Below are 23,580 nucleotides of genomic sequence, written 5' to 3'. Positions count from 1 at the left end.
TCATCCCCAGTTGACTGAAGAAACCGACCCGTGCGCGTATCCACTTTCTAGCCTAAATGGACTTTCAAGCTGAGGTAACCGCACGACCACGGTTGAGTCTATAAAGCTCCCCGAAAATCTTAGGATTTCTCCAAGTTTTCCCAGAAAGCGCTCCGGGTAAACATCACTATAAACATCACCCAGCGTTACAGTTGTCACTTTAAACTTTCGGGTCTTTACGGAGGGCAGGGGCAATAAAGAAATGGCTAGAGAATCCTATTCCAGGCTACGAAATTCCCGGCTGGCTCTGGGGTGGAACCCTGCTCATGGGGGCCTCTGCGAGATCCGTATCGTGTTCTATATTACTTAGGTGACTTTGCCGAAACGGAGGCGATCGCCCTTCCTGTCTGCTCGGTCATCCCTCATAGGGTTTCCTTAAACAAAAAATACTACAGGACAGGTAGACCTTCTACCGGATTTTCTTGGGCTGGAGCAAGACTTGCCGCACCTGTCGCGCAATCCTCTGCCAGTCAAACTGGTCAACGGCATATTGGCGGCAGAGGCCGCGACCGGGTAAGGGGCATTCTCCCGTCAGGAGCGCAATCAGCCGCTGGGCGATCGCTGCTGGTTCGGTCGAGTCTGTCACAAGGTCTGGGCAAAAAGGCGTGAGAATTTCTGGCATTCCGCCGACGGGTGTGCAGAGGGCAGGCGTTCCAGACGCAAGCGACTCCAGCAGCACCAGGCCGAATCCTTCTAGGCTCAGGCTGGGCATCACGGTCAGGTCGGCCGCTTGATAGGCGAGGGGCAAGTCTGCTTCGGGCAAAAAGCCGAGAAACTGGACGTGGTCTTGCAGCCCCAGTTCATCTGCCTGCTGCTTTAGGGCTTGGCGGAGGGGGCCCTTGCCTGCGATCGCCAGCCATACCTCTGGCACGGCAGATTTTACCGAGACTAGCGCTTGCAGCAGACGGTCTAGCCCCATGCGCTGCACCAGCCGGCGAGTCGTGAACAGAATGGGGCGATCGCCCGGCCAGCCCAGCACCGCCCGGGCCTCGGAACGCGACTGCGTGGGGGCAAAGTGGTGCGTGTCTACCCCGCCAGGAACGACGCGGATCTGGCTCCAGGGAACGCTGTAGGACTCGTGCAGGATCGCGCCAAAGGCTTTGCTCAAGACCAAGAAGCGATCGCACCGGGAAAAAACGCGCTGCTCGACCCATTGCTTTAGCACCACGCTTGGCTTGCTGGCTCCTTCCTGGCGGCTTTCGAGCGCCCAGGGCCCGTGAAAGGTAAAAGTGACAGGCACATCTGGCGGCAGTAGGTCGAGCAGCGGCAAGCTATAGAGAGCAAAGTGGAGGTTTACTGCGTCGATGTCCCAAAAATCGGCTTGCCTGGTGCGCTGGGCAAACCGACGACGCACCTCCCAAAGCCGTTGGGGCAACGGGCGATCGGGTTCAGACAAATTCGTCAAACGAAGAGAGCCGCGTTCTAAACCGTCGGGTAGACCGACCCCGCCCAACTCCAGGCGATCGCCCCTGGCGAGCTGAGTTGCCAACTCATAGACATATCGCTCCATGCCCCCTGGCGTTTTGGGAAACCAGCCCGTCCCCAACAGCAAGAGACTGGCGTTGGCAGGTTGAACCGCTACATTGGCGCTGGTTGCGTCGTCCATGCTTTCACCCGTCTCAAGCCTGGGGCGTGTTTTCAATATCTGGCTGAACCGAGCCTATCACCATCCCTCAGCGCATTCATCCAGGTTCTAGCCCTTCAGAGACTCTATCAAACCTATTCATGGAAGCTATGGAGCCTACTTTTTGTATCTTAAGATACTGTTTTTTAGACTGGAGATATCAAAAAGGAGGTAGATGCTTATGAAATGGCAATTAGGGCACGGGCAATCAGAATTTCCGGCAAACCCTCAGCAACGATTTCAGTCCGAATCCCAATCGCGTCTGAACTGGCACCAAAATCGACACCATGTTGAAACTCTGGAGCGCATCTTTCAGCGGACGGCAACCGCCAAACGCAACTGGAATACGAGGCTGAACGGACTGTGGGAAAGGGCGATCGCCGCTCTGGATGTATCGGATGAGCCGCGCGTGTGGCGATCGCGGGATGAGCACGGGGATGTTTTGTGGAATGCCTATGATCCAAAAACCGGAAAGTCAGTGAATTGCGTTTCGGAGGCGGATTTGCGAGTCTGGCTGGAAGCGCGATATTCCCAAACACCCAGTTCCCCAATGTCTAATCTCACTGTCTGATGCCACTCTCTAATCCCAACGTCTAATCTCACTGTCTAATCTCACTGTCTGACCCCACCATCTGATCCCACTGTCTAATCCCACCGTCTAATCGCTGGCTATAGCGATGCCAGAACCCTTCAGAACCCTGCTAGCGGGTCAGGTGTCTCGTGACGTTCAGACGGTTATCAAGACTGCTACTGTTTCTTCAGCACGTCCAGAAACGCATAGACACTGGGTGGCAGCAAGGCATTTGCCAGCGTCACGACTCCGATCAATCGCTCTAGGGGCGTAGGCAGGCTGTAGGTTTTCACGCCCGCAGGAATAGGTTCCGCAGCAAGTCGCGGCAAGATCGCAGCACCCAAGCCTTCCGCCACAAGGCTGACGATCGTGGCATCGGTTTCCACCTCATAGTCAGCCTTGAGCGAATGCCCCAAGGCTTTGGCATGGTCGTAGACGGGGCGCATCATGAGGTAATCTCTGGGCGGCATAATCAGCGAGTGCTGCAACAGTTCTGCCCAGGTTAGCTGTGGACCCGCAGGCTGAAACGAAGACGGCAGCAGCGCAATAAATTCATCCTGAAAGACTCGCCAGACTTCAAACTCTTCGGTGGTGGGCATAAACGTAAACCCCACGTCGGACTGCCCTTCGCGGAGGGCCTGCTCGACGTGGGGATAGTTGTCGTGTTCCGACAGGTTGATGGTGATGCTGGGGTGCTGCTGGTGAAATTGGGCAATCACAGACGGCAGCAGGTTAGTCGCAACGCTGCGAAAAGAAGCAACCCGCACCTGTCCCCGTTTCAAGCCTCTGGCCTCTTCCGCTGTCTGGGCGATCGCATCCGCCCGCACCACAATTTCGCGGGCATGGACGAGTACCGCTTCGCCCACTGGCGTAAGCCGTGCCCCATGTCGCCCCCGGCTAAACAATACAACACCCAGGAAGTTTTCTAGAGCGGCGATCGCATGACTGACGGCAGACTGCGACATTTCCAGGTGCAGCGCTGCCTCGCTAAAACTGCCCTGCTCCGCCACGGCAACGAGAATGCGGAGCTGGGATAGCTTCATCTGGTTTTGGTTGTTTGCGTCTAGCAACTTGCCCTATTTCACTTGCCCTATGGCAAGAATTCCAACAAATTCCAACAGATATCGCCAGCCATTGTAGAAGGGAAGACGGGAGGCGTGGCGAATCTTGGGCGACAGTTTTGGGGCGCTCAGTCTTGGCGAATGGTTACCAGAACGCAAAATCAGGCGGCGTGTGCAGATAGAAGCGATACGACCTCTGCATGAGCCATCACAACTTCTGGATGGGCTTGCAGCACGGCGCTGTACTGGCTCGAAAAGCGATCGCCCTATTTCACGCTGCTGCGTTGGGAGAAGGGGGCGATCGCCGAGCTTGCAGAAACGGGACTTTCGATTGCTTTCAGCGAAATGCCAAGCGTTTTGGACTCGGTGTGGTCGGCAAACAAGCCCAAAATGCCCCCGGCTGAAATCGTCAGCAGCGGATGGGGAAAGGCATTCAGCAGAGCGTCTGCCATGTTGAGCGCGAGTACGACGGATAGGGCCGCCACGGGCGCAAGCCTGCGATGATGCCAAGCGCCTGTGGGGAAATAAAAGATTAGCACCAGACTGGGCAACAAAAAAACGAGCGTAAGGCTCACCAATCCCACCAGTCCGCGAGTGCCATACACGATAATCCACAAACTATCGGTGATGTACTCATAGCCCCTGTGATCAATCACGCGATTTCGCCCATACCCCCCCCAGCCAAACCACATTCGCTGATTGGCCTTGTCCACTAGAACATCTTCAGAATTGAGCCGAAATTGCAGGGATTCCGTCTTGCTTTCAGAAGTCACGCCGCTAACGGCTGCGGTAATGCCATCTTTTGCCAGGGAACCTGAGATGCCGTTGTGCAAATAAATCAAAATACAGAACGAAATTGCTAGCAGCGGCAAAAAGTTTCTCAAATATCTGCTGACAAAAAAGATGAACACGCCGACACAGAAAAACACCGTCGCCGCCAGCGATCGCGTCAGGAAAGACTGAACCACGATGGCGAGCGCCAGCCACTTAAAGGGAAGCCCAAACAGACGATTGATTGAGCCGCTTTTCCAAAGCCATACTGAAATTACAGCAGCAGACATAAACCAAGCACCCACAACCAGGCCGTGCGCCTGAAACACAATCGGTCGATAGCCAACGCCTTCAATCACGTTTTGACCAATCCGGCCCCCTGAGCCGTCAAATCCGTAGATGGTCTGGTGCAAGATCGGGCTGAGACGCATCTCAATCCAGCAAAGTGGAATATAGCTCAGCGTCCCCACAACAATGCCCAGACAGAGCTTTCTCAGTCCCTCCAAATCACGGAGATAAACTCTGCCTAATAGATAGGGCAAGACCCAATTTACGCTTTGAGCGCCTAGCTCCTTCAAGCCGTCAAAAATGCCCAAGTCGTTCGAGATAGACGAAAGGAACGGGCAGATCCACCAAACGATCATCGGCAAATCAAACCAGCTTAGGCGAAAGGAAAACAAGCGCTTTGCTTCCGCATTAAACAGGATGATTCCTAAGAAAACTGCATAAGTTGTGAACGCCATTCGAGTCCCCGGAATCAGAAGCGGAAGCTCAAATTCAAACTGAGACAGATAGAGAAACCCTGTCACGAAGCTCACGACGATCGCCCATTGAATCGACAACTGTCGAAACAAATTAACCACGATCGGAACCCATGCAAGCAGTGCGGGAGCAGGAGGAATGATCATCGATGTTATGAGCTTTTCGTTCCAGGTATTGAGAGCTAATTTGTAAAGGAGCCTGAAAGCCTTGTTAATCAAGGATTTCCGAGAAACCGCTTTTCCTGGGCAAGCATGACCTCAAAGCCACACATGCCAAGAGTTTCAGGCTTCTTAAGATTTGCTTCATAAATTAGCTCTGAGACTCAGGGTTAAGGGTCAGAAGTTAAGAGTCAAGAGGTAAGTGCTGGAAAATCTACCCCAAAGATGGCTCGACCGGTCAGAAATAAAGCCAGAATAGCCAAAAAAACAAGCGTTAGTTTGAGGTCTTGTCCGATACAAAGCAGGCGCTCTTTCCAGAGTCCATAAAGGTTTGCCGCATAGATGGGGATGTTGCTGATTGGAACCGCAACCACTGCTCCAAAATCGCCTGCCAGATGAGCGCCCAAGGGAATTCCCAGAATTAGAAACAGAAAACTCAAAAACTTGCCGAATGCCGAATATTGAGATTGTCCCAGCGCCAGAAGGACAGGGCCCACTGTATTCGTCAGTGCCAGGGGCCAAATTCCTAAGGAGAGGACTGATAGCATCCACCCTGCCTGACAGTAGCGTTCGTCATACATGATGGAGATAATAATGTCTCCGGTGCTAATCAGCAGAGCAAGCAATATTCCAATTGCTGCCAATACCAATCCCCGGTTTTTGAGAATCTTGGCCCGCAGTTCAGTCCGCTCTAGATGAATCAGCTTGGCTAGAGACGGAAAGATCACCGTGCCGCCGACCTTTTCGATCAGCGTAGAGGGTAAAATTGCGATTCCCAGGGCAAGATTGTAAATCCCAAACATCGAGAGGGTGATGAGCTTTCCAAGCACCAATCGATCGGTCTGGGTCGCCAGAAAATGCATCGCGCTGGATGCAAAAATCCACTTGCCAAAGTTCAAGATTTCTCGAACGGCTGACTTATCCCAGGCAAACCTATTTAGCGGGCCAGGAATGCTCCAAATGTTCAGGATCAGCGTGATAACTGCAGAAATAACTCCCGCAGAGGCGATCGCCCAAATTGATGGACTCATCCAGGCCCAAATAATCAAGATAACACCCGAAACCACTTGGGCGCTGATTTCAAGGGTGGAAATATGCCGCATTGAAAGCTGGCGATTGAGCGTGATTCGCTTGGTCGGGTTGAACCCATCAATGACCAGAAAAAGCCCCATAAACGGTAGCAATAAGACCAGTTCAGGCTGTCCATAAAAACTGGCAACGGGCCACGCAATTAGCAAACTGCCTGCCCACAAAATGAACCCCCGAATCACCTGAATAGTCCAGGCTGTGTTTAGAAAATCGGGATCATCGCCGCGCTTGCTTTGAATAATGCTAGGAGCAACTCCTAAGTCCGAAAACAAAACTAGCGCACCCAAGAATACCCAGACCAAGCTGACTTTCCCGAACATTTCGGGGTTGAGCAGACGGGTCAGAATCAAGTTGCTGCCAATTCGCAGCGCCAGGGAAATGCCGTAGGTGAGGACAACCCAGGCCGTCCCGCGAATTGCCAACTGTTTAATAGATGCCATGACCCTGCCTAAACAACTTTGCTAATCCAAACCCGTCCAAATTCATCCACCAGTTTCGTCGCATTCCATCAGATACTGCTAGTTCGCTGCGATACAGTTGCCTGTTTGGATATGTGTTTCTAACAATAATTTGGAAATAACTTGAAAATAACTTGAGAGCCACTCCGAAAGTATTCTTAAAACGACTCTTAGAAGATTAAAAGGAAGAGTAGAAGATCTACTTTAAGCAGAAAAATCGATGTAAAAATCGGGGAGCGATCGCCCTCTAATCCCCCTTTAGCAGAGCTTGTAAAGTCTGCCGACTCAATTGGACTCAGACTCAATCAGACTCAAAATAACGCCAGTTTGCCAGTTGTTTCTTTTTGTATAGCTAACTTATATCGGTGAAGCTGGGGGCTTGTCAGTAATTTCACGGCCCTTCATCAAAACTTCATAAAATTCTGGATACCTTTTCTGAGGAAACCCGTAGTCCTTGCCAGTTCTGGATTTCATCGCTGTTGCCGAGCAGTTCTGTTTTTGGGCGATCGCCCAAAATTTACGGGATTAGGCGTAATGATACCGTTTGCCCCGGAACAGGTTTGGTATTATCTGTTTGCTTCGATTCACAGAACTTATTAAAGCCAGGTTAATGACAGGGCATCAGTCGCAAGGAGCGTGCCTTATGTCGGATTATCAGGAACGCATTTACGCCCGAAGTGGGGACTTTGCTATTGGGGTTAGGAATGAGTCTGGAGGAGAATCCAGAAATTTTTTAGGGCGTGTTTGGAACGCAGGTCTTGGGCTAGCAGGACTAGGACTGGGTTGCTGGATGGGGGCGATCGCCCTTGCGCTGCCATCCACCGCCCAGACCTTACCTGAATCTATGCCCTACGAACCTAGCGGACGGGTGCCCTCTCGTGCGGCGGCAGCGATTCCGGCAGAAGCAGCCAGCACCGAGTACACGCTGGGGGCGGGCGATCAGGTGCGGGTCGATGTTTTTGGTGTCGCCGATCTCAGCGGCACAACGTATACCCTGTTGTCCGACGGCTCCCTGACCTTGCCCTGGGTCGGAAAGGTGGTTTTGCAGGGATTGACGACCGAACAGGCTTCAGAAACCCTGGTGCAGCGCTATCGCCGCTATATCCACCGACCGTCAATTACCGTCAGCTTGGTCAGCCCGCGCCCAGTTCGCATCGGCGTGGTGGGCGAGGTAAATCGCCCCGGCGCATACACCACCGGGCAATCGGCGGGCGGCACAATCGAGGGTGATGGGGCAGCCGCTCCCATTCGCACCGTGACGCAGGCCATCCAGGCCGCAGGCGGCATCACTCAATTAGCCGATATCCGCAACATCGAGATTCGCCGGCCGCAGTTGGGAAATCGCCAGGAGGTGATTCGGGTTGACCTGTGGGCATTTTTGCAGGCGGGCGAACTGGATCAGGACATTCCCCTGCGAGATGGCGACACGCTGATCGTGCCGACAGTCAGCGCCCTCGACCCCCGCGAAGCCGTCCAGTTGGCTGCCGCAAACTTTTCGCCCGAAACGGTCAGAATTAACGTCGTTGGCGAAGTGAAGTCTCCCGGAACGCTGGCGCTACAGTCCAACACTTCGTTAAATCAGGCAATTCTGGCGGCGGGCGGGTTTGACCTGACTCGTGCCCGCACCAGCGAAGTGCAGTTAATCCGCATCAACCCAGATGGTTCGGCCGTCCGTCGAGAAATTCAGGTAGATCTCTCCGCCGAGGTCAACGAAGCCACTAATCCGGCCCTGAGAAACAACGACATTGTGGTGGTGGGTCGCTCTGGGCTGGCGCGAACCGGAGACTTTTTGAATACGCTATTGGGACCGATTAATCCGTTTGTGGGGGTGTTTAGCATCCTCCGAATTTTTGGCGGGAATTAGCTTGGTACAGGGTTCGATGGCGTTCCCAAACTGTGAGTGAGCGTGTGTGAGTGAGCGTGAATGAGAGTGTGGGGCGATCGCCCGTTCCTATTCTTTGAGTCGCATTCCTGTTGCATTGATAGCGTTCAGCAAGCTGTTCATGTTTTCTTCGTATTTTTATCCGTGTGTTGTGCCAGTCTTCTGTAACTCCTCCAATCGTCAGTTGAGTCAGGTATGAACCCAGAAAATCGTCACGAGCCGCTCCGCCTGGAGAGTAGTAACCAGCTGATCAGCCAGTTGCTCAGCCAAAATTCTGCTAGCGATGCCGATGAGTTTGCCCGCCTGATGCGAAAGGGGCTGAACATTGGTACGTATCGGCGCAGCATCTTCCGAAATTTCTGGCTAACGGCGAGCATTGTGGGGTTGGTCAGCAGTCTGGCTGCGTTGCGATATGCCACCACGCCCCCCACCTACTTGGGCGAGTTTCAGCTTTTGGTGGAGCCGCTGAATACACAGGCGCGGGTAGTCGATCCACTGGCAGTCACGCGAACGAGCAATAACGTGCCGACCGAGCATTCCTTTGGCGGGCTGGATTATCCCAGCCAGATTGCCGTGCTGCAAAGCCCCGGAATGCTGGAGTCGATCGTGCAGGAAGTGCAAAAGTCTTATCCAGACTTCAACGTGGGGATGCTGCAACGGGGGCTGACGGTGGAGCGGAAAGGGCAGACGAATACGGATATGACCAAAATTCTTCGCGTCAGCTATGTCCACTCCGACCCCGAACTGGTGGCGATGGTGCTGCGGGAAACGTCGAATCGCTATTTGCAATACAGCCTGGAAGACCGCAAGACCCGCTACAGCGAAGGCATTAAATTCGTTGAAGACCGCTTGCCAGAACTGCAAAATCGGGTGAACTCGCTGCAAGACCAACTGCAAGCGCTGCAAGAGGAATATAACCTGGTTGACCCCAAGGAGCAGGGAACACTGCTGTCGGGAGAGGTGAGCCAGATTGCGGCAGAGGCGCGGGAAACGCGCAAACTCTTGCGGGAACAGGTAACGCTGTATAACTCGCTGCGGCAACAGTTGAACCTGACCCCGGAGGAGGCGATCGCCGCGTCTGCCCTCAGCGAAGAACCGGGCTATCTGAAGCTGCAAGAGCAGATGCAGCAGCTAGAAGCCGAAATTGCCACTCAGTCGGCACAGTTTAGCGAAGAAAGCCCGATTATACTGGATCTGCGGGCAAAGCAGCGCAATCTTTCGAGCCTGATGGCGCAGGAGGCACAGCGCATCTTGGGGCAAAATCTGGGGCAGGGCACGGGCAATCCCCGCGTGCAGGCATTCCAGAACTCTGTTCGGCTCAAGCTAATCGAAGAAATGGTAGCGGCTATCAACCAGATTCGCGTGTTGCAGGCCCGCAGCGCCGAAATTGCAGGCATTCAGGCACAGGTACAAAACCGCTTTCAGGAGCTTCCTGCTGTCTCGCGGCGATACAGCGAAATCCTGCGGCAGCTTGAGATTTCCAACCGCAGCCTGGATCAACTGCTCACCCAGCGCGAAAACTTTCAGATTGAATCGGCCCAGACGGAGGTGCCGTGGGAACTGGTGTCGCCCCCGACGCTGCCGAAAGACGGGCAGGGTCGCCCGATTCCCTTTGCCAAGAGCAACCGAGAACTGCTGGGGGCGATCGGCGCTTCGATTTTGCTGGGGCTGCTGGCGGCTATCTTACTTGACCAGTTCCGCAACGTTTTCTTTAGAACAGAGGACATTCAAGACGCGATCGATCTGCCGGTCATTGGGGTGGTGCCCTACGACGCTGGCGCTGCCCATCTGCAAGCGGAGGTTCCGCCGACCGCAACGGGCGATCGCCTCGATTCTTCTCTGTTTAAGGAAGCCTTCAGTTCGCTCTATGCCAATCTCTGCTTTATGTCGGACGGTGCGCCAATTCGCTCGATCACCGTTTGCTCTGCCTCGCCCAGCGAGGGCAAAACCACGATCGCCCTGCACCTGGCCCAGGTCGTTGCCAGCATGGGCAAGCGGGTGCTGCTGGTAGACAGCAATCTCCGCCATGCCGACTTGCATCGACGGCTGCGGCTGGAGAACGAGACGGGCTTGAGCGATATGCTGCTGCGTGAGGTGCAGCCTGATGACTTGATCCAACCCACCAGCGTCCGCAATCTGTTCGCGCTGACCGCTGGGCAACCCTCGCTAGAAGCCGTCCGGCTGCTGGCATCAGAACACATGCAGACCGCCATGTTCAGGCTGCATCAGACCTACGACCTGGTGATCTACGACGCACCCCACCTGTTGGGATTGACGGATGCGGAGTTCATCTCCGCAAATACCGACGGCATTCTCATGGTGGTGAGCGTTTGTCAGGCTAAGAAATCGCACGTTATGCAAGCTCTGCAATCCCTGAGCGTCCATCGCCTACCGAGTCTAGGTGTGGTTGCCAATCATCCAAACCCCAGGGCGATCGCCTCTCTGGGCTACTACAACACCCATCCGCGCCCGCTGCGGCGACAGGCCCGCATGGTGGAGGAACCCGCCCGCGCCCTGCTGAATGGCAGTTCTGGTAGTTCCAACGGCGGTAATGGTTCTCATCATTCCAGAAGCTAGATACGGTTCAAAAAAGCTGGTTTTTTGCATGGATTAGGTGTGATTAGGCGTGGTTATTCAGAGCGTCTGCACGCATTCCAGCCCATCCCAACAGCATTCATCACGGGTTTCATATCACTGGTTCAATATCAGGCTTCGATGTTTCAACATAGGACTTTAATTGGAATCTGACTGAGATATTCAACTTCAATTCTTAGCTGCGGAGGGTGTAATGCGGATTGCGATTGTTGGTTGTGGATTCGTTGCAGACTACTATCTCAAAACCTTGCAGCGGCATCCAGAACTCAAGCTGATGGGCGTGATGGATCGCGTTCCAGAACGTGCCGAGCGCTTTTCCGAATACCATTCCGTCCCTCGGTATGACACGTTCGACGATCTGTTAAAAGATCCCGACGTGGATATTGTCCTCAATCTCACCAATCCCCGCAGCCATTACCAGGTTTCCAGAGATTGCCTGGCCGCTGGCAAACACGTCTATTCTGAAAAACCGCTGGCGATGGACATGGCAGACGCAACTGAACTGGTTGAACTGGCTGAACGTCGCGGCTTGCTGATTGCTTCAGCGCCCTGTAGCGTGCTGGGCGAAACGGCGCAAACCGTTTGGCGGGCGCTGCGGGAAAATCGCATCGGCAATGTGCGCCTGGTCTACGCCGAAATGGACGACGGACTGGTTCACAAAATGCCCTACCAAAAATGGGTCAGCGAATCGGGCGTGCCCTGGCCCTACAAGGACGAATTTGAAGTGGGCTGCACGCTGGAACATGCAGGCTATTACGTGACGTGGCTCACGGCATTTTTTGGCCCGGCAGAATCGGTGACGGCGTTTTCCTCCTGCCTGATTCCCGACAAGGAAACGAACGTGCCGCTGGCGGTGAATGCGCCCGATTTCTCCGTTGCCTGCATCAAGTTTGCCTCTGGCGTGGTGGCGCGGCTCACCTGCGGCATTGTGGCCCCGCATGACCACGGGCTGCGAATCATTGGCGACGACGGCGTGTTGGGCATTCACGACTGCTGGTATTACGAAGATCCGGTGTACATCCAGCGGATGGTGACCCTGCGCCGCAAAGCCTTTATGAGTCCAATCAAACAGCGCTACCCGCTGCTGAGAAAAGGGGGCAAACGGTTTAACTATAAGGGTTCTCAGCAGATGGACTTCGCCCGTGGCGTGGCAGAAATGGCAGCGGCGATCGCCGAAGGTCGTCCCTGTCGCCTGTCGCCCCGCTTTTCGCTGCACAACAACGAAATCGTGCTGGCGATTCAAAACGCAATGGAAACCAGCCGAACCTATCGGCTCACCACAACCTTTGAGCCAATTGCGCCAATGCCCTGGGCCAGCGATGGGGTAGAGACGAGGGAACAGCCCCAATTGGAGCCAATGTCCACGGCGAAAGTCGCAGCTTTAACATCTAGAATCCCGCAGTGAAGTCCCGTACTCGAATCTCGCACTAGAATCCCGCACTGAATTCGCACTCAGTTTCTCACGCTAAGGTTCCGCAGTAAGATCCGCACTGAATTCGCACTCAATTTCTCGCGCTAAGTTTCTGAGATGCAAACACCATCGCGCACAATTCGCTGGGGTATTTTGGGCACGGGCTATATTTCCAGGGCGTTTGCCGAGGGGCTACGGCCGCTGCCGGGGGCGCAACTGGTGGCGATCGCCTCTCGCACGCTGTCGAACGCCCAGCAGTTTGCCCGCGAGTTTGGCGTGACGAAGGCTTACGGCAGCTATGAGGAACTAGTGCAAGATGCCGAAGTAGATGTGGTTTATATCGGCACGCCCAACAGTCGCCACCACGACGACTGCCTGCTGTGTCTGGGGGCGGGCAAGCCTGTGTTGTGCGAAAAGCCCTTTGCAATGAATGCGCGAGAAGCCAGCGAGGTCATTGAGTTTGCTCGCAAGCAGCATCTCTTTTGCATGGAGGCGATGTGGATGCGCTTCTTGCCGCTGGTGCAGCGAGTCCGGCAGATGGTTCAAAGCGGGGCGATTGGCGAAGTGTGTACGCTGACGGCGGAGTTTGGCTATCCGGCTGCGTTTGACCCGTCGAGCCGCTTGTTTAACCGGGAACTGGGGGGCGGGGCGCTGCTGGATCGGGGCGTGTATCCGCTGTCGCTGGCGTACTTTTTGCTGGGGGAACCGGAGAGCGTGGTCAGTCAGGCGGCGATCGCCACCACAGGCGTTGATGAACAGTCCAGCTATTTGCTGAAATATGAGGGCGGGCAACTGGCGATGCTGTCGGCAAATCTGCGAACCTACGCCAGCAACGAAGCTGTGATTACAGGCACTCGCGGACAAATTCGCATTCATGCACCGTTTTATAAGCCGCATCAGCTCTCGGTGAGGACGTTTGCGGCAGCGGGCGATGGCTCAAGCCAAGCCTCAGGCGGGAATCGTCCGTCTAGCCTGAAACAAATCGTAGCATCCGCTGTTCGAGACAATTCCCTTCTGCAACGCCTCTATCTGCAATTCGGCGATCCGTTCCTCAAGCGACTCCGTCAGCCAACCAAAACCATCCTGGAGCCATACGCGGGGAATGGCTACGGCTATGAAGCCGCCGAGGTGATGCGGTGTCTTCGCAGCGGCGAGATCGAGAGCAGGATCATGCCACTAGACGAGACGCTGGCCATTCAAAAAGCAATGGACGAGATGCGTCGCCAGTGGGGTTTGGTGTATTCTCAAGATGAGATCTGACTTGAAATCTGACTAGGAACTTTTTCGAGATTGCGAGGGAGGGCGATCGCCCCTGAGTCCCGTTCCTTAGAGTCCCGTTCCTGTACAGAGTCTGCCATGTCTGCAAGTCCTGGATGCGTCACGTAGCGCTGGAATAACGCCGCCAGCCGCGCCGCTTCTACCCTGGCGCTGTGGAACTGAGCCACTCGCGCTGCGCCAGCCTGCCCCATGCGCTCCAAATCTGCCAGCGGTGTCTGCAAGACCTGGCGCATCGCCGCCGCCAGCGTCGTTACGGAACCCGAGGGCACCAGCCAGCCGCAGACTCCCGGCTCCACCAGTTCAGGAATCCCGGCAATATAGGTACTTAGCACGGGTCGCCCCAGCGCCAGCGACTCCATCAGCACCACGGGCAGCCCCTCGGCAAAGCTAGGCAGCACCATCACCTGCGCCGCCAAAATCTGCTGTTGCACTTCCGCATTGGTCGCCCAGCCCGTGATTTCTAGATAGTCGTGCAGATTCAGCGCCTTGATACGCTGTTCAATCTGCGCCCGTAGCGGCCCATCGCCCACCAAGACGACCTTAAACCTTAATCCCTCTGCTGCAAGCTGGCTCACCGCTTCCAGCAGCAGCAGGTGGCCCTTTTGCTCCCCCAACCGCCCCACGCAGACAAAGCGAGACTCCTGCGGCAACGGTACAGACGGCTGCAATAAGAATAAGTCATCTACGCCGCAGTGGATGATGTGAATCTTTGACCACTGCGGATAGTCGCACCAGCGAAAAAGCTGACTTTCGGTAAAGGAACTGATGGCGACGACAAAGGCAGCGTGGCGAATTTTTTCAGAGAGGGCGATCGCCTCTGGCTTGTCAAACTCGTGGGGGCCGTGAACCGTGAAGCTATAGGACGGCCCGCCTAGCGCATGACACAGCATCGCCACTGCGGTTGCATTCGTGCCAAAGTGCGCGTGTACGTGGTCGATGCCCATTTCCATGCAGCCGCGCAGCAATCCACAGGCCTCAGCTAGGTAAACTAGGTTCACCAGCAGCCCCCGATCCGATTTCCAGCCCGTTTTGAGCGCTAGTCGCAGCGCAGCGAGAAATCGTTGAGGGCGGCTCATCACCCCGCGAACCGCATTCAGCAGCAGGTCAAATTTAGAGCCTAGAATAAACCGTGTTTTTTGAAACTCTTGCTGATCCGCCGCGTCAGTCAGCGCCAGTTCTGGTTTGCGAATCGAGAAACGGGTTACGTCAATTCCCTGCGTTTCCAGTTCCAGAATTTCTCGACGGATGAATGTGCAGCTTGCGTAGGGATGCTGATTCATCAGGTAAGCAATCTTCATAGCAGCGATGCACTCAGAGAAAAATGAATTTCAAAAGATTGTGACACATTGCAGCACTGCATTTATGTCCCGGACAACACTAAGGTGAGAAGTTAGCCGACTGTGCAAGTTCTGTGTATTTCAAAATTATGTTTTATATGAACAGTTCAGAGCGAGATAAAGACGGGGTGTTGGGATTTGACCTGGCACGGAGCTTTTTGGAATTATGAAGTTTACATGAACTTGAAACGTAGAAACTGTAAAGCTGATGATCTAGAACAAAGCCATGCAGCAGTGTCTTCGGTGTATTCACGGAAACATTTCTAGCCCACAAGACGCTTGAATTCATGGGATGTTAGCCCGATCCGTCTTGGAAAGAGGCAATCGCCTGCGTCATAGTCGTCAATTCTTGAATATGAAGTTTACGTGAATCTGAGGTATAGATATTGCGAAAATCAGGTGTTGCCTAAAGAATAAATTCGAGCAGAGCTAAGTGTATTCACTGAAGCTCTTCTGTTGCTCCAGGGTTGCAGTTATGGTCATCACTGATTGGGTCTTGCTTCTGCTGTCTGGAGTCGTTCTAGTTCCTTGCGCCGTTCTACTCACTGAGTGTGTAATGGCGTTACGGATTTCGCAGAAGTCATCAGGCAGACTGCCTCGTTTGTGTTCAGAAGAGGATTCGTGGTCTAGTATACGAAATGATGTAGAAGCGGGCGATCGCTCGTTCCGGTTTATGGTTCTTATGCCTGCTCACAACGAGGAGCTTGGCATTTCGGACTGCTTGCATCACCTCATCCGCGAGGTTGATTCTCCTGAGCAGGTCTTAGTCGTAGCGGATAACTGCACGGATCAAACAGCGGCGATCGCTCGTTCCTTTGGAGTGGATGTGATTGAGCGCCAAAACCCGGCTCGGCTTGGTAAGGGCTATGCACTGGACTATGGTCTGAGGCATCTCGAAGCTGTGCGTCCAGATGTTGTCGTTCTAGTAGATGCAGATTGCGTAGCACGTTCGGGTAGCATTCAGCGTATTGTTCAGTTGGCGTTCCAAGAAAATCGTCCTGTTCAGGCAGTCTATCTGATGCGGACTCCTGAAGCTCCGAGTCAACGAGATCTGATTTCTGCTCTAGCCTTCTTGTTCAAGAATTTGGTTCGTCCCGTAGGGATGGCGCAGCTTGGGCTTCCCTGCTGGCTGACAGGTACGGGCATGGCTTTTCCGTGGTCAGTGATTCGCCAGGTGTCGCTGTCCAGCGGAAACTTGGTTGAGGATATGCAGATGTCGGTTGACTTGGCGATCGCGGGTTCTGCCCCCCTCTTGTGTGCAGATGCAGAAATTGGAGGCTGTCTACCGTCTCAGCGCACGTCTGCCAAGCAGCAGCGGACGCGATGGGAGCATGGTCATTTGCAAACTTTGAAGACGCAGGTACCCCGCCTGTTGCAGGCAGCGATCCATCAGCAGCGGCTCGATCTCTTGATGCTGGCACTAGACCTGGGCGTTCCGCCACTAGCGCTGCTGGTGCTGCTTTGGACAGCGTCGGTTTTGGCTGCCATGGCGGGTTTTGCCGTGGGCGGAACGATCTTACCTCTAGTGATTTCGGCACTGGCAGGCGCGTTTTTATTAGTCGCTGTGCTGTTGGGGTGGTATCGATTCGGGCGATCGCTCGTGCCCTTGAGCGCGATCCTTGCTGTTCCGTTTTACATTCTTTGGAAGATTCCGCTCTACGTCACATTTCTGTTCCGTCCGCAAACCAAATGGATTCGCACTGACCGCGAGATGCTTCGTACTGCTGAAGATTAGCAGCATGGAGCTTCAAGCAAGCGTTAATCGTAAACGCTGTGTCAGAGTTTTTTATCTACAACCTTTACCTAGAAAGAGTGGGCCGGTCACGACCGTTATCGACAGGCAAGCAGGGCGCAGCACTATGCAAATTACCCAGGCTGAAATTTCAGATGTTTTAATTCTTGAGCCTCGTCTATTTGGCGACAGCCGGGGCTTCTTTTACGAAAGTTTTAATCAGAAGGTTTTTGGAGATAAGACGAGTGTGGACGCGCAGTTTGTCCAGGACAACCATTCTCGCTCAATGCAAAACGTGCTGCGCGGGCTGCACTATCAGATTCAGCAACCCCAAGGGAAGCTGGTACGGGTCATCCAGGGTGCCATCTTTGACGTTGCGGTCGATTTGCGCCGACAATCGCCCACTTTCGCACAGTGGGTGGGTTGGGAGATAAGCGCCGAAAACCGCCGCCAGATTTGGGTTCCGCCTGGTTTTGCCCACGGTTTTGTGGTGCTGTCGGAAGCGGCAGAGGTGCTGTATAAAACGACGGACTATTACGCGCCGCAGCACGAGCGATGCATTCGCTGGGATGATCCCGATTTGGCGATCGCCTGGCCGCTCCAGTCGTCGCCGATCCTGTCTGCAAAAGATGAAGCAGGACAGCCATTGAGAATGGCGGAGGTATACCCATGACCTCAATTTTGTTAATCGGTGCCGCAGGGCAACTGGGACAGGAATTGCAGCGAAAGTTACCCTGCATTGGAACCGTTAAAAGCCTGGATCGACGCTGCCTAGATCTCACACAAACTGACCGGATCTATCAGGCCGTTTATGAATGCAAGCCGGACGTGATCGTGAACGCGGCCGCCTACACAGCCGTTGATCAGGCAGAACGCGAACCAGAACTCGCCCACGCCATTAATGCGGAAGCGCCCACAACGCTGGCGGAGATTGCAAGCCGCATTGGCGCATCGCTGGTTCATGTCTCAACGGACTACGTGTTTGATGGGCAGTCCCACACGCCCTATCAGGAGGCTGCTTTGACCGGGCCCATTAGCGCCTATGGACGCTCCAAGCTGGCAGGGGAGATCGGCATTCGGCAGGCCTGCGATCGCTACATCATTCTCCGCACGTCCTGGGTCTACAGCACTTGGGGCAAGAGCAATTTTGTAAAAACCATGCTGCGGCTGGGGGGCGATCGCCCAGAGATTCGCGTAGTCGCGGATCAGGTAGGCGCTCCTACCTGGGCGGCAGACCTGGCCCAGGCGATCGCCATTTTGATATCGCGCTCTGGTGCGACTTCGGATCGGGTGCATCAGGGCTTGCCGAATGGGTTGCTGGTGCAGAGCAGTTCCCCTGTCAATGGCAGTTCCCAGGAATCGCTCTGGGGAACCTACCACTTTACGAATAGCGGCGTTGCAAGCTGGTACGACTTTTCGGTGGCCATTTTTGAAATTGCGAGTCAGCTTGGGTTTCCCCTCCAAGTGCAGCGGATTGTGCCAATTTCCACGGCGGAGTATCCTACGCCCGCGCAACGTCCTGCCTACTCGGTCTTGTCGCTCAAAAAAACCGCTGCGGCGCTGGGTGGCTATCCCCCCCACTGGCGGCAATCGTTGAAAAAGATGCTGGCTGAACTTTATACCCACTCCTATGAAAGCGCTTATTCTCTCCGGCGGTAAAGGAACGCGCCTGCGTCCACTCACCTACACTGGTGCAAAACAGTTGGTGCCCGTGGCCAACAAGCCCATTCTCTGGTACGGGATTGAGGCGATCGCCGCTGCGGGCATTACCGACATCGGCATCGTCATCAGCCCAGAAACGTGCGCAGAGGTAAGGGCGAAGACGGGCGACGGTAGCCGCTTCGGGGTCCGCATTACCTACATCCTCCAAGAACAGCCCGCCGGCCTGGCCCACGCGGTTAAGACAGCGCAGCCCTTTCTAGAAGCTTCACCGTTTGTCTTGTATCTGGGAGACAACCTAGTACAGGGGGAACTGGGCCTGTTTCTGGAATGCTTCCAAGCGAGGGGACTGGACGCATTGACCCTGCTGTGCAGCGTACCAAACCCCAGCGCTTTTGGGGTCGCTGAGGTCGATGAGCAAGGGCGCGTGCTGCGGCTGGTCGAGAAGCCCAAGCATCCCCCGTCTAACCTAGCGCTGGTGGGGATTTACTTCTTCTCGCCACGGATTCATGAGGCGATCGCCAGCATTCAGCCCTCTGCCCGGGGCGAACTGGAAATTACCGACGCAATTCAATTCTTAATCGATCAGCAAAAGCAGGTCGAAGCGCTGCAAATCCAGGGCTGGTGGCTGGATACCGGGAAAAAAGACGACCTGCTGGAGGCAAATCAGATTATCCTGGACGACTGCCTCTGTACGCAGCTAGAGGGCAACATCGACAACGCCAGCAAAATTAGCGGTCGTGTCCAGATTGCACCAGACTCTCAGGTGATCAACTGCACCATCCGCGGCCCGGTTGTAATCGGTCGGGATTGCTACCTGGAAAATTGCTTCATTGGCCCGTACAGCAGCATTGGCGATCGCGTCAAATTAGTCGATGCCGATTTAGAACACAGCGTTGTCTTGGAAGGCGCTGCGGTTGTTGGAATTCACCAGCGCATTGTAGATAGCGTAATCGGTCAACGGGTTCAGATCAAAGCCGCACCGCAACGCCCAAAGGCCCTCCGGTTCATGGTGGGCGACGACTGTCATATCGAGCTTTGCCAGTAGCACGGCATGGGTAACGCAGAGGATTTGAATGGGGAAAACACCGATTTTGTTAATGACTTCTTTTGTTCAGATGTCGAGATGAAATATCAAGGTTAAAAAATGAGTCAAGCCATTCAGGATAACGTGCATCTACCAGCTACTCGTCGTCTGCTAATTACAGGTGGCGCAGGATTCATTGGGGCGAACTTTGTGCATCATTGGCACAGGGCCTATCCGGGCGATCGTCTAGTCATTCTCGATGCCCTGACCTATGCAGGCAACCTGCAAAATTTAGAGTCACTCCTTGAAGAAGAAAATATCCGATTCGTGCAGGGAGACATCTGCGATCGCCCCTCGCTTGATTCACTGCTGCGAGAAGAAGCGATTGACACTCTCGTCCACTTTGCAGCAGAATCCCATGTCGATCGGTCAATCTTTGGCCCTGCGGCATTCGTGCAGACCAATGTCCTCGGCACGTTCACGCTTCTAGAAGCCTTCCGGGATCATTGGAACGAGCAGCAGCAGCCCGATCACTACCGCTTTCACCATGTCTCCACGGATGAGGTCTATGGCAGTCTCGGCCCCAACGACCCGGCTTTTTCAGAAACTACGCCCTACGCCCCCAATAGCCCCTACTCCGCATCGAAGGCAGGCAGTGATCACCTTGTGCGAGCTTATCACCACACCTACGGACTGCCGACGCTGATTACCAACTGCTCGAATAACTACGGCCCGTATCAATTCCTAGAAAAGCTGATCCCGCTGATGTGCATCAACATTCTGCTGGGCAGGCCGCTGCCTGTGTATGGCGATGGGCAAAATGTTCGCGATTGGCTCTATGTCGGCGACCATTGCAGCGCTCTAGAAGCAGTACTGACCCGCGGCATCCCCGGAGAGGTCTACAACATCGGCGGCAATAACGAGGTCAAGAACCTGGACTTGGTGCAAGCACTCTGCGACCTGATGGATGAACTTGCGCCCCAACTGCCAGTGCGCCCCAGTCGCAACTTAATCACCTTTGTCAAAGATCGTCCAGGGCACGATCGCCGCTATGCAATTGACGCAACCAAAATCAAAGCCCAGCTCGGCTGGACACCTGCGGAAACCTGGCAGACGGGGCTTCGGCGCACCGTGGAATGGTATCTCGCGCACCCTTTCTGGTGGCAACCGCTGTTGTCGAAGAAGCTTACCCTGCCTTACACATCTGCCGAATTTTCAGATCTTTTTCAGACCACTCGCTGTTAGTTTGCAGTTATCGCTCATCTCTCAATCATCAGGGTTTGCATTTCTGAATCATCCTTCCAGCCAATACTTTTTGTTTGATTTAACAATCATTTTTAGAGCGATCGTCCGAAATAACTATAGCTATAGAATTTCTCCTGAAAAATCTCGTCACAAGGTTACGATCAATACTTACAAGCCCAATTAATTTGTGGTTTATTCACCTTATTAGCTCGTCTTGAAACACTGTCAAGTTGATTCATTGATCGACTTCAAGCGTGTTGATTGATCCAGCCGATAGGCACTCACACTGGTCATTCATTAAGCGTCAGGATCACTAGCCATGAAACTTGGTAACGGGTTTGGTGCCCTAAGGGAAATTAAAATCCTGGGCATTTCAATACACAATTTCTCTAAGCAGGAGTTCCTAGAATTGTTAGACTCTGGCGTTGTGTTTACTCCCAACGTCGATCACCTCATTAAACTAGAACGAGATTTTGATTTCTATCGGGTTTATCAAGAGGCGGACTATCGAGTTTGTGACAGCAAAATTTTATATTATGTATCTCACTTCTTGGGAGTGCCGATTAGAGAAAAGATCTCTGGCTCTGAACTATTACCGGATTTTTGTCAGCACCACAAAGACAACGAAGATATCAGGATCTTTCTGCTGGGTGCCCGTGAAGGCGTTGCCTATCGAGCGCAGCAGCGGATGAATGCCAAAGCAGGCAGAGACATTGTTGTGGGAGCCTACTCGCCTTCGTTTGGCTTTGAGCGAGATGAGACAGAGTGCGCCGAGATCATTGACATGATTAATCGCTCCGGCGCAACGGTCTTGGCCGTTGGCGTAGGGGCCCCCAAGCAAGAAAAGTGGATTGCTAAATACAAACATCAGCTCCCAAATGTTCGTATTTTTCTGGCAATCGGCGCAGCCATTGACTTTGAGGCGGGCTATAAGCAGCGATCGCCCCGTTGGATTAGCGAGGCGGGCCTGGAATGGCTCCATCGTCTGCTGTCTGAACCCCGGCGGCTATGGCGACGCTATCTGATTGAGGGACTTCCCTTCTTTTGGCTCGTCCTCAAGCAAAAGCTGAATCTCTATCGCTCTCCCCACCTTTCTGCACTCTCGCATCAAGCCTACAAATCTCAAGAAAAAATCGCTCAGAAAGTTGGCGGTTAAACGCTTTAGGAACCTTGAACGGATGAGAAACTCTGATTCCAAAACCTATTTGATGGTTTTGCCTGTTTACTATTACAGGCTCGATTCCCAAACCGTTGCATTAGAGAGTGCGTTTGTGAAGCACTTGATGCTGCTAAGAGAAAAGATTTCACCCATCTTTAATCATCTTGTGGTTGGGCTGGTTGAAATGAGTGATGAGGAGTATTCTTATAGGAAGCAATGGCTATCAGTTGTGGATGAATCTGAAGCAGGAATTCGATTCAAGTCGCTGTATAGAGTTCAAGATTTATCTTCCAAAGCTCAGCAGTTTTTTCAGCTATTTCGGGTTGCAAACAGATTAAAAAGTCTGATTTCGCAATGCGATCTGTTGCATACTGGCTTGGCTGCAAACATCTGGTTTCCAATGGAGTTTATTGCGACACTGCTGGGTCGAATTCTTAAGAAACCGACAGTTTACGTCGTAGACATTGACTTCAGAAACACGGCTCAGATGAGCTATGAAACAGGGACTTGGTCACTCAAGAGTTATCTACTTTGCAAATATATCTACGACAGCTTTCGGGCACTGCAAGTTTACTGCGCGTCCAAAATCTGCTCACTAATTTTGCTAAAAGGCGAAAAGCTCTGCCGTGATTTTGGCAGAGGTAAGCCGAATGTGAAGAACTTCTTGGATGCGGCGCATAGCAGGCATCACATTATTAGAAGAGATCGGCTGGCTCAAAAGTTGCTAAATCTAGAAGATCAAGGGCGGCCTCTAGAAGTGGTTTACTTCGGACGGTTAACGCCCTACAAGGGAGTTGATCGGTGCCTTCACGCAGTGGCGATCGCCCATCACCAGTTCGGATGCGATGTCGTATTTCACGTCATTGGTAGCGGTGAGCAGCTAGAAGAACTGAAGCGTCTGGCACAATCTTTGAAAATTATCGAAAGAGTCATTTTCCACGGCGCACTTCCATTTAACCAGGACTTTTTTGAGAAGCTTTACTCATATCACCTGCTGTTAGCAGCACCGCTCAATGAAGACACGCCTCGCAGCGCCCTAGATGCGATGGCAGCAGGGATTCCAATCCTTGCATTTGATACCTACTACTACAGAGATCTTTCAGCCACTGGTGCGGTTGATACAGTTGCCTGGCCGTCCATAGAAGAAATGTCTCAAAAGATTGCATACTACAGCAAGAATAGAGATTTGCTAGCGGACATGGCAGTCCAAGCTGTTGAATTTGCAAAACAAAATACTCAAGAGGAATGGTTGCAGCGGCGCTTTGAGTGGACGCTAGCTTTTGCTGGAATCACTCAACCAGCTTTGGCTACTCCACAGACAGGACAGCGACAGCTTTCAAATGTGAGTTAAGTCTTCTCTTATTCAAAAATTAAATTTTCAAAAGTGTATTAATCGAAGTTCTTGGAGGTTTCTCCATGCAGCTAAAGCATCTTTCAAGGCTAGCAACTCGACATCTCTATCACAACACCCCTAAAACTCTCTATTTGGCAACTGGACATGACCACACTCGTCCATTGTCTATTCGAGGATTTGTTAATGAACGCGACTGCTAACACTTGTTGAGAGTATCATGAAGGCAATTTTAGTCAACAACTATGACCTGCTCGGAATCTTGAACTTGCTCCAAGAGGAACATGGAAACGCTCCGTCTCAGCATCTTTGGGGCTATGACTCGTTGACTCGTCATGATATTGGAGTTGATATTCTCCCCTTTCAAGGGA

17 protein-coding genes are annotated in these 23,580 nt (G+C 53.3%); 12 read left to right on the top strand and 5 right to left on the bottom strand.

Features of this window, described 5'->3' with window-relative positions:
- Nucleotides 1-448: 448 nt before the first annotated feature.
- Nucleotides 449-1,645 carry a glycosyltransferase family 4 protein gene (locus JTM80_RS09895; protein ID WP_172358252.1) on the bottom strand — a complete coding sequence of 399 codons (1,197 nt, stop codon included), beginning with the start codon at nt 1,643-1,645 and terminating at the stop codon, nt 449-451.
- Between the two features lie 199 nt (nt 1,646-1,844).
- On the opposite strand from JTM80_RS09895, the gene JTM80_RS09890 reads away from it, so the two are divergent.
- The gene (locus JTM80_RS09890; protein ID WP_172358253.1) at nt 1,845-2,234 is read left to right on the top strand and encodes a hypothetical protein; all 390 of its coding nucleotides are present in this window, start codon (nt 1,845-1,847) and stop codon (nt 2,232-2,234) included.
- Between the two features lie 176 nt (nt 2,235-2,410).
- Here the strand turns inward: JTM80_RS09890 and JTM80_RS09885 are convergent, their stop codons facing one another.
- The 3 genes from JTM80_RS09885 to JTM80_RS09875 form a co-directional block, all read right to left on the bottom strand.
- Entirely contained in the window at nt 2,411-3,277 is an 867-nt protein-coding gene (locus JTM80_RS09885; RefSeq protein WP_172358254.1) for a LysR family transcriptional regulator, read from the bottom strand.
- 284 nt (nt 3,278-3,561) lie between these two features.
- Nucleotides 3,562-4,929 carry an O-antigen ligase domain-containing protein gene (locus JTM80_RS09880; protein ID WP_172358255.1) on the bottom strand — a complete coding sequence of 456 codons (1,368 nt, stop codon included), beginning with the start codon at nt 4,927-4,929 and terminating at the stop codon, nt 3,562-3,564.
- Between the two features lie 248 nt (nt 4,930-5,177).
- Nucleotides 5,178-6,515 carry an oligosaccharide flippase family protein gene (locus JTM80_RS09875; RefSeq protein WP_205371093.1) on the bottom strand — a complete coding sequence of 446 codons (1,338 nt, stop codon included), beginning with the start codon at nt 6,513-6,515 and terminating at the stop codon, nt 5,178-5,180.
- Nucleotides 6,516-7,377: 862 nt separating this feature from the next.
- On the opposite strand from JTM80_RS09875, the gene JTM80_RS09870 reads away from it, so the two are divergent.
- From JTM80_RS09870 to JTM80_RS09855, 4 genes are all read left to right on the top strand, one after another.
- Nucleotides 7,378-8,397 carry a polysaccharide biosynthesis/export family protein gene (locus JTM80_RS09870; RefSeq protein WP_172358257.1) on the top strand — a complete coding sequence of 340 codons (1,020 nt, stop codon included), beginning with the start codon at nt 7,378-7,380 and terminating at the stop codon, nt 8,395-8,397.
- 213 nt (nt 8,398-8,610) lie between these two features.
- Nucleotides 8,611-10,992: a tyrosine-protein kinase domain-containing protein gene (locus tag JTM80_RS09865; RefSeq protein WP_172358258.1), complete on the top strand. Its 2,382-nt coding sequence runs from the start codon at nt 8,611-8,613 to the stop codon at nt 10,990-10,992.
- Between the two features lie 211 nt (nt 10,993-11,203).
- Entirely contained in the window at nt 11,204-12,415 is a 1,212-nt protein-coding gene (locus tag JTM80_RS09860) for a Gfo/Idh/MocA family protein (protein ID WP_205371092.1), read from the top strand.
- A gap of 123 nt (nt 12,416-12,538) precedes the next feature.
- Entirely contained in the window at nt 12,539-13,681 is a 1,143-nt protein-coding gene (locus JTM80_RS09855; RefSeq protein WP_172358260.1) for a Gfo/Idh/MocA family protein, read from the top strand.
- Here the strand turns inward: JTM80_RS09855 and JTM80_RS09850 are convergent.
- A complete protein-coding gene (locus JTM80_RS09850; protein ID WP_205371091.1) occupies nt 13,666-14,997 on the bottom strand; it encodes a glycosyltransferase in 1,332 nt (443 codons plus the stop codon). The genes JTM80_RS09855 and JTM80_RS09850 overlap by 16 nt on opposite strands.
- A gap of 712 nt (nt 14,998-15,709) precedes the next feature.
- On the opposite strand from JTM80_RS09850, the gene JTM80_RS09845 reads away from it, so the two are divergent.
- From JTM80_RS09845 to JTM80_RS09815, 7 genes are all read left to right on the top strand, one after another.
- Nucleotides 15,710-16,771 (top strand): glycosyltransferase family 2 protein, encoded by a 1,062-nt coding sequence (locus JTM80_RS09845; RefSeq protein ID WP_205371090.1) that lies wholly within the window; start codon nt 15,710-15,712, stop codon nt 16,769-16,771.
- A gap of 124 nt (nt 16,772-16,895) precedes the next feature.
- Nucleotides 16,896-17,441, top strand: coding sequence for a dTDP-4-dehydrorhamnose 3,5-epimerase (gene rfbC, locus JTM80_RS09840; RefSeq protein WP_205371089.1), 546 nt, complete (start codon nt 16,896-16,898; stop codon nt 17,439-17,441).
- Nucleotides 17,438-18,427: a dTDP-4-dehydrorhamnose reductase gene (gene rfbD / locus JTM80_RS09835; protein ID WP_205371088.1), complete on the top strand. Its 990-nt coding sequence runs from the start codon at nt 17,438-17,440 to the stop codon at nt 18,425-18,427. Before rfbC ends, rfbD begins: the two co-directional genes overlap by 4 nt.
- On the top strand, nt 18,399-19,475 hold the full coding sequence (locus JTM80_RS09830) for a glucose-1-phosphate thymidylyltransferase (protein WP_205371087.1): 1,077 nt from the start codon (nt 18,399-18,401) through the stop codon (nt 19,473-19,475). The genes rfbD and JTM80_RS09830 overlap by 29 nt, the downstream gene beginning before the upstream one ends.
- Nucleotides 19,476-19,574: 99 nt before the next feature.
- The gene (gene rfbB, locus JTM80_RS09825; RefSeq protein ID WP_205371086.1) at nt 19,575-20,699 is read left to right on the top strand and encodes a dTDP-glucose 4,6-dehydratase; all 1,125 of its coding nucleotides are present in this window, start codon (nt 19,575-19,577) and stop codon (nt 20,697-20,699) included.
- A gap of 319 nt (nt 20,700-21,018) precedes the next feature.
- Complete coding sequence (locus JTM80_RS09820; RefSeq protein WP_172358267.1) at nt 21,019-21,855, top strand: WecB/TagA/CpsF family glycosyltransferase; 837 nt, start codon at nt 21,019-21,021, stop codon at nt 21,853-21,855.
- A 22-nt stretch (nt 21,856-21,877) separates the two neighbouring features.
- Nucleotides 21,878-23,209 (top strand): glycosyltransferase family 4 protein, encoded by a 1,332-nt coding sequence (locus JTM80_RS09815; RefSeq protein ID WP_205371085.1) that lies wholly within the window; start codon nt 21,878-21,880, stop codon nt 23,207-23,209.
- Nucleotides 23,210-23,580: the final 371 nt, after the last annotated feature.

The organism is Thermoleptolyngbya sp. PKUAC-SCTB121 (genome assembly GCF_016919485.1).
GTDB lineage: Bacteria > Cyanobacteriota > Cyanobacteriia > Elainellales > Elainellaceae > Thermoleptolyngbya > Thermoleptolyngbya sichuanensis.
This window is presented reverse-complemented; position numbering and strand designations above follow the sequence as displayed.

What these genes read in the sequence shown, in the direction of transcription:
- JTM80_RS09845 (WP_205371090.1), top strand. Translation starts at nt 15,710, where the DNA reads ATGGTTCTTATGCCTGCTCACAACGAGGAGCTTGGCATTTCGGACTGC.
- JTM80_RS09870 (WP_172358257.1), top strand. Translation starts at nt 7,378, where the DNA reads ATGCCCTACGAACCTAGCGGACGGGTGCCCTCTCGTGCGGCGGCAGCG.
- JTM80_RS09895 (WP_172358252.1), bottom strand. Translation starts at nt 1,645, where the DNA reads ATGGACGACGCAACCAGCGCCAATGTAGCGGTTCAACCTGCCAACGCC.
- JTM80_RS09830 (WP_205371087.1), top strand. Translation starts at nt 18,399, where the DNA reads ATGAAAGCGCTTATTCTCTCCGGCGGTAAAGGAACGCGCCTGCGTCCA.
- rfbB (WP_205371086.1), top strand. Translation starts at nt 19,575, where the DNA reads ATGAGTCAAGCCATTCAGGATAACGTGCATCTACCAGCTACTCGTCGT.
- JTM80_RS09875 (WP_205371093.1), bottom strand. Translation starts at nt 6,515, where the DNA reads ATGGCATCTATTAAACAGTTGGCAATTCGCGGGACGGCCTGGGTTGTC.
- rfbD (WP_205371088.1), top strand. Translation starts at nt 17,438, where the DNA reads ATGACCTCAATTTTGTTAATCGGTGCCGCAGGGCAACTGGGACAGGAA.
- JTM80_RS09850 (WP_205371091.1), bottom strand. Translation starts at nt 14,997, where the DNA reads ATGAAGATTGCTTACCTGATGAATCAGCATCCCTACGCAAGCTGCACA.
- JTM80_RS09855 (WP_172358260.1), top strand. Translation starts at nt 12,539, where the DNA reads ATGCAAACACCATCGCGCACAATTCGCTGGGGTATTTTGGGCACGGGC.
- JTM80_RS09885 (WP_172358254.1), bottom strand. Translation starts at nt 3,277, where the DNA reads ATGAAGCTATCCCAGCTCCGCATTCTCGTTGCCGTGGCGGAGCAGGGC.
- JTM80_RS09860 (WP_205371092.1), top strand. Translation starts at nt 11,204, where the DNA reads ATGCGGATTGCGATTGTTGGTTGTGGATTCGTTGCAGACTACTATCTC.
- JTM80_RS09820 (WP_172358267.1), top strand. Translation starts at nt 21,019, where the DNA reads ATGAAACTTGGTAACGGGTTTGGTGCCCTAAGGGAAATTAAAATCCTG.
- JTM80_RS09815 (WP_205371085.1), top strand. Translation starts at nt 21,878, where the DNA reads ATGAGAAACTCTGATTCCAAAACCTATTTGATGGTTTTGCCTGTTTAC.
- rfbC (WP_205371089.1), top strand. Translation starts at nt 16,896, where the DNA reads ATGCAAATTACCCAGGCTGAAATTTCAGATGTTTTAATTCTTGAGCCT.
- JTM80_RS09865 (WP_172358258.1), top strand. Translation starts at nt 8,611, where the DNA reads ATGAACCCAGAAAATCGTCACGAGCCGCTCCGCCTGGAGAGTAGTAAC.
- JTM80_RS09890 (WP_172358253.1), top strand. Translation starts at nt 1,845, where the DNA reads ATGAAATGGCAATTAGGGCACGGGCAATCAGAATTTCCGGCAAACCCT.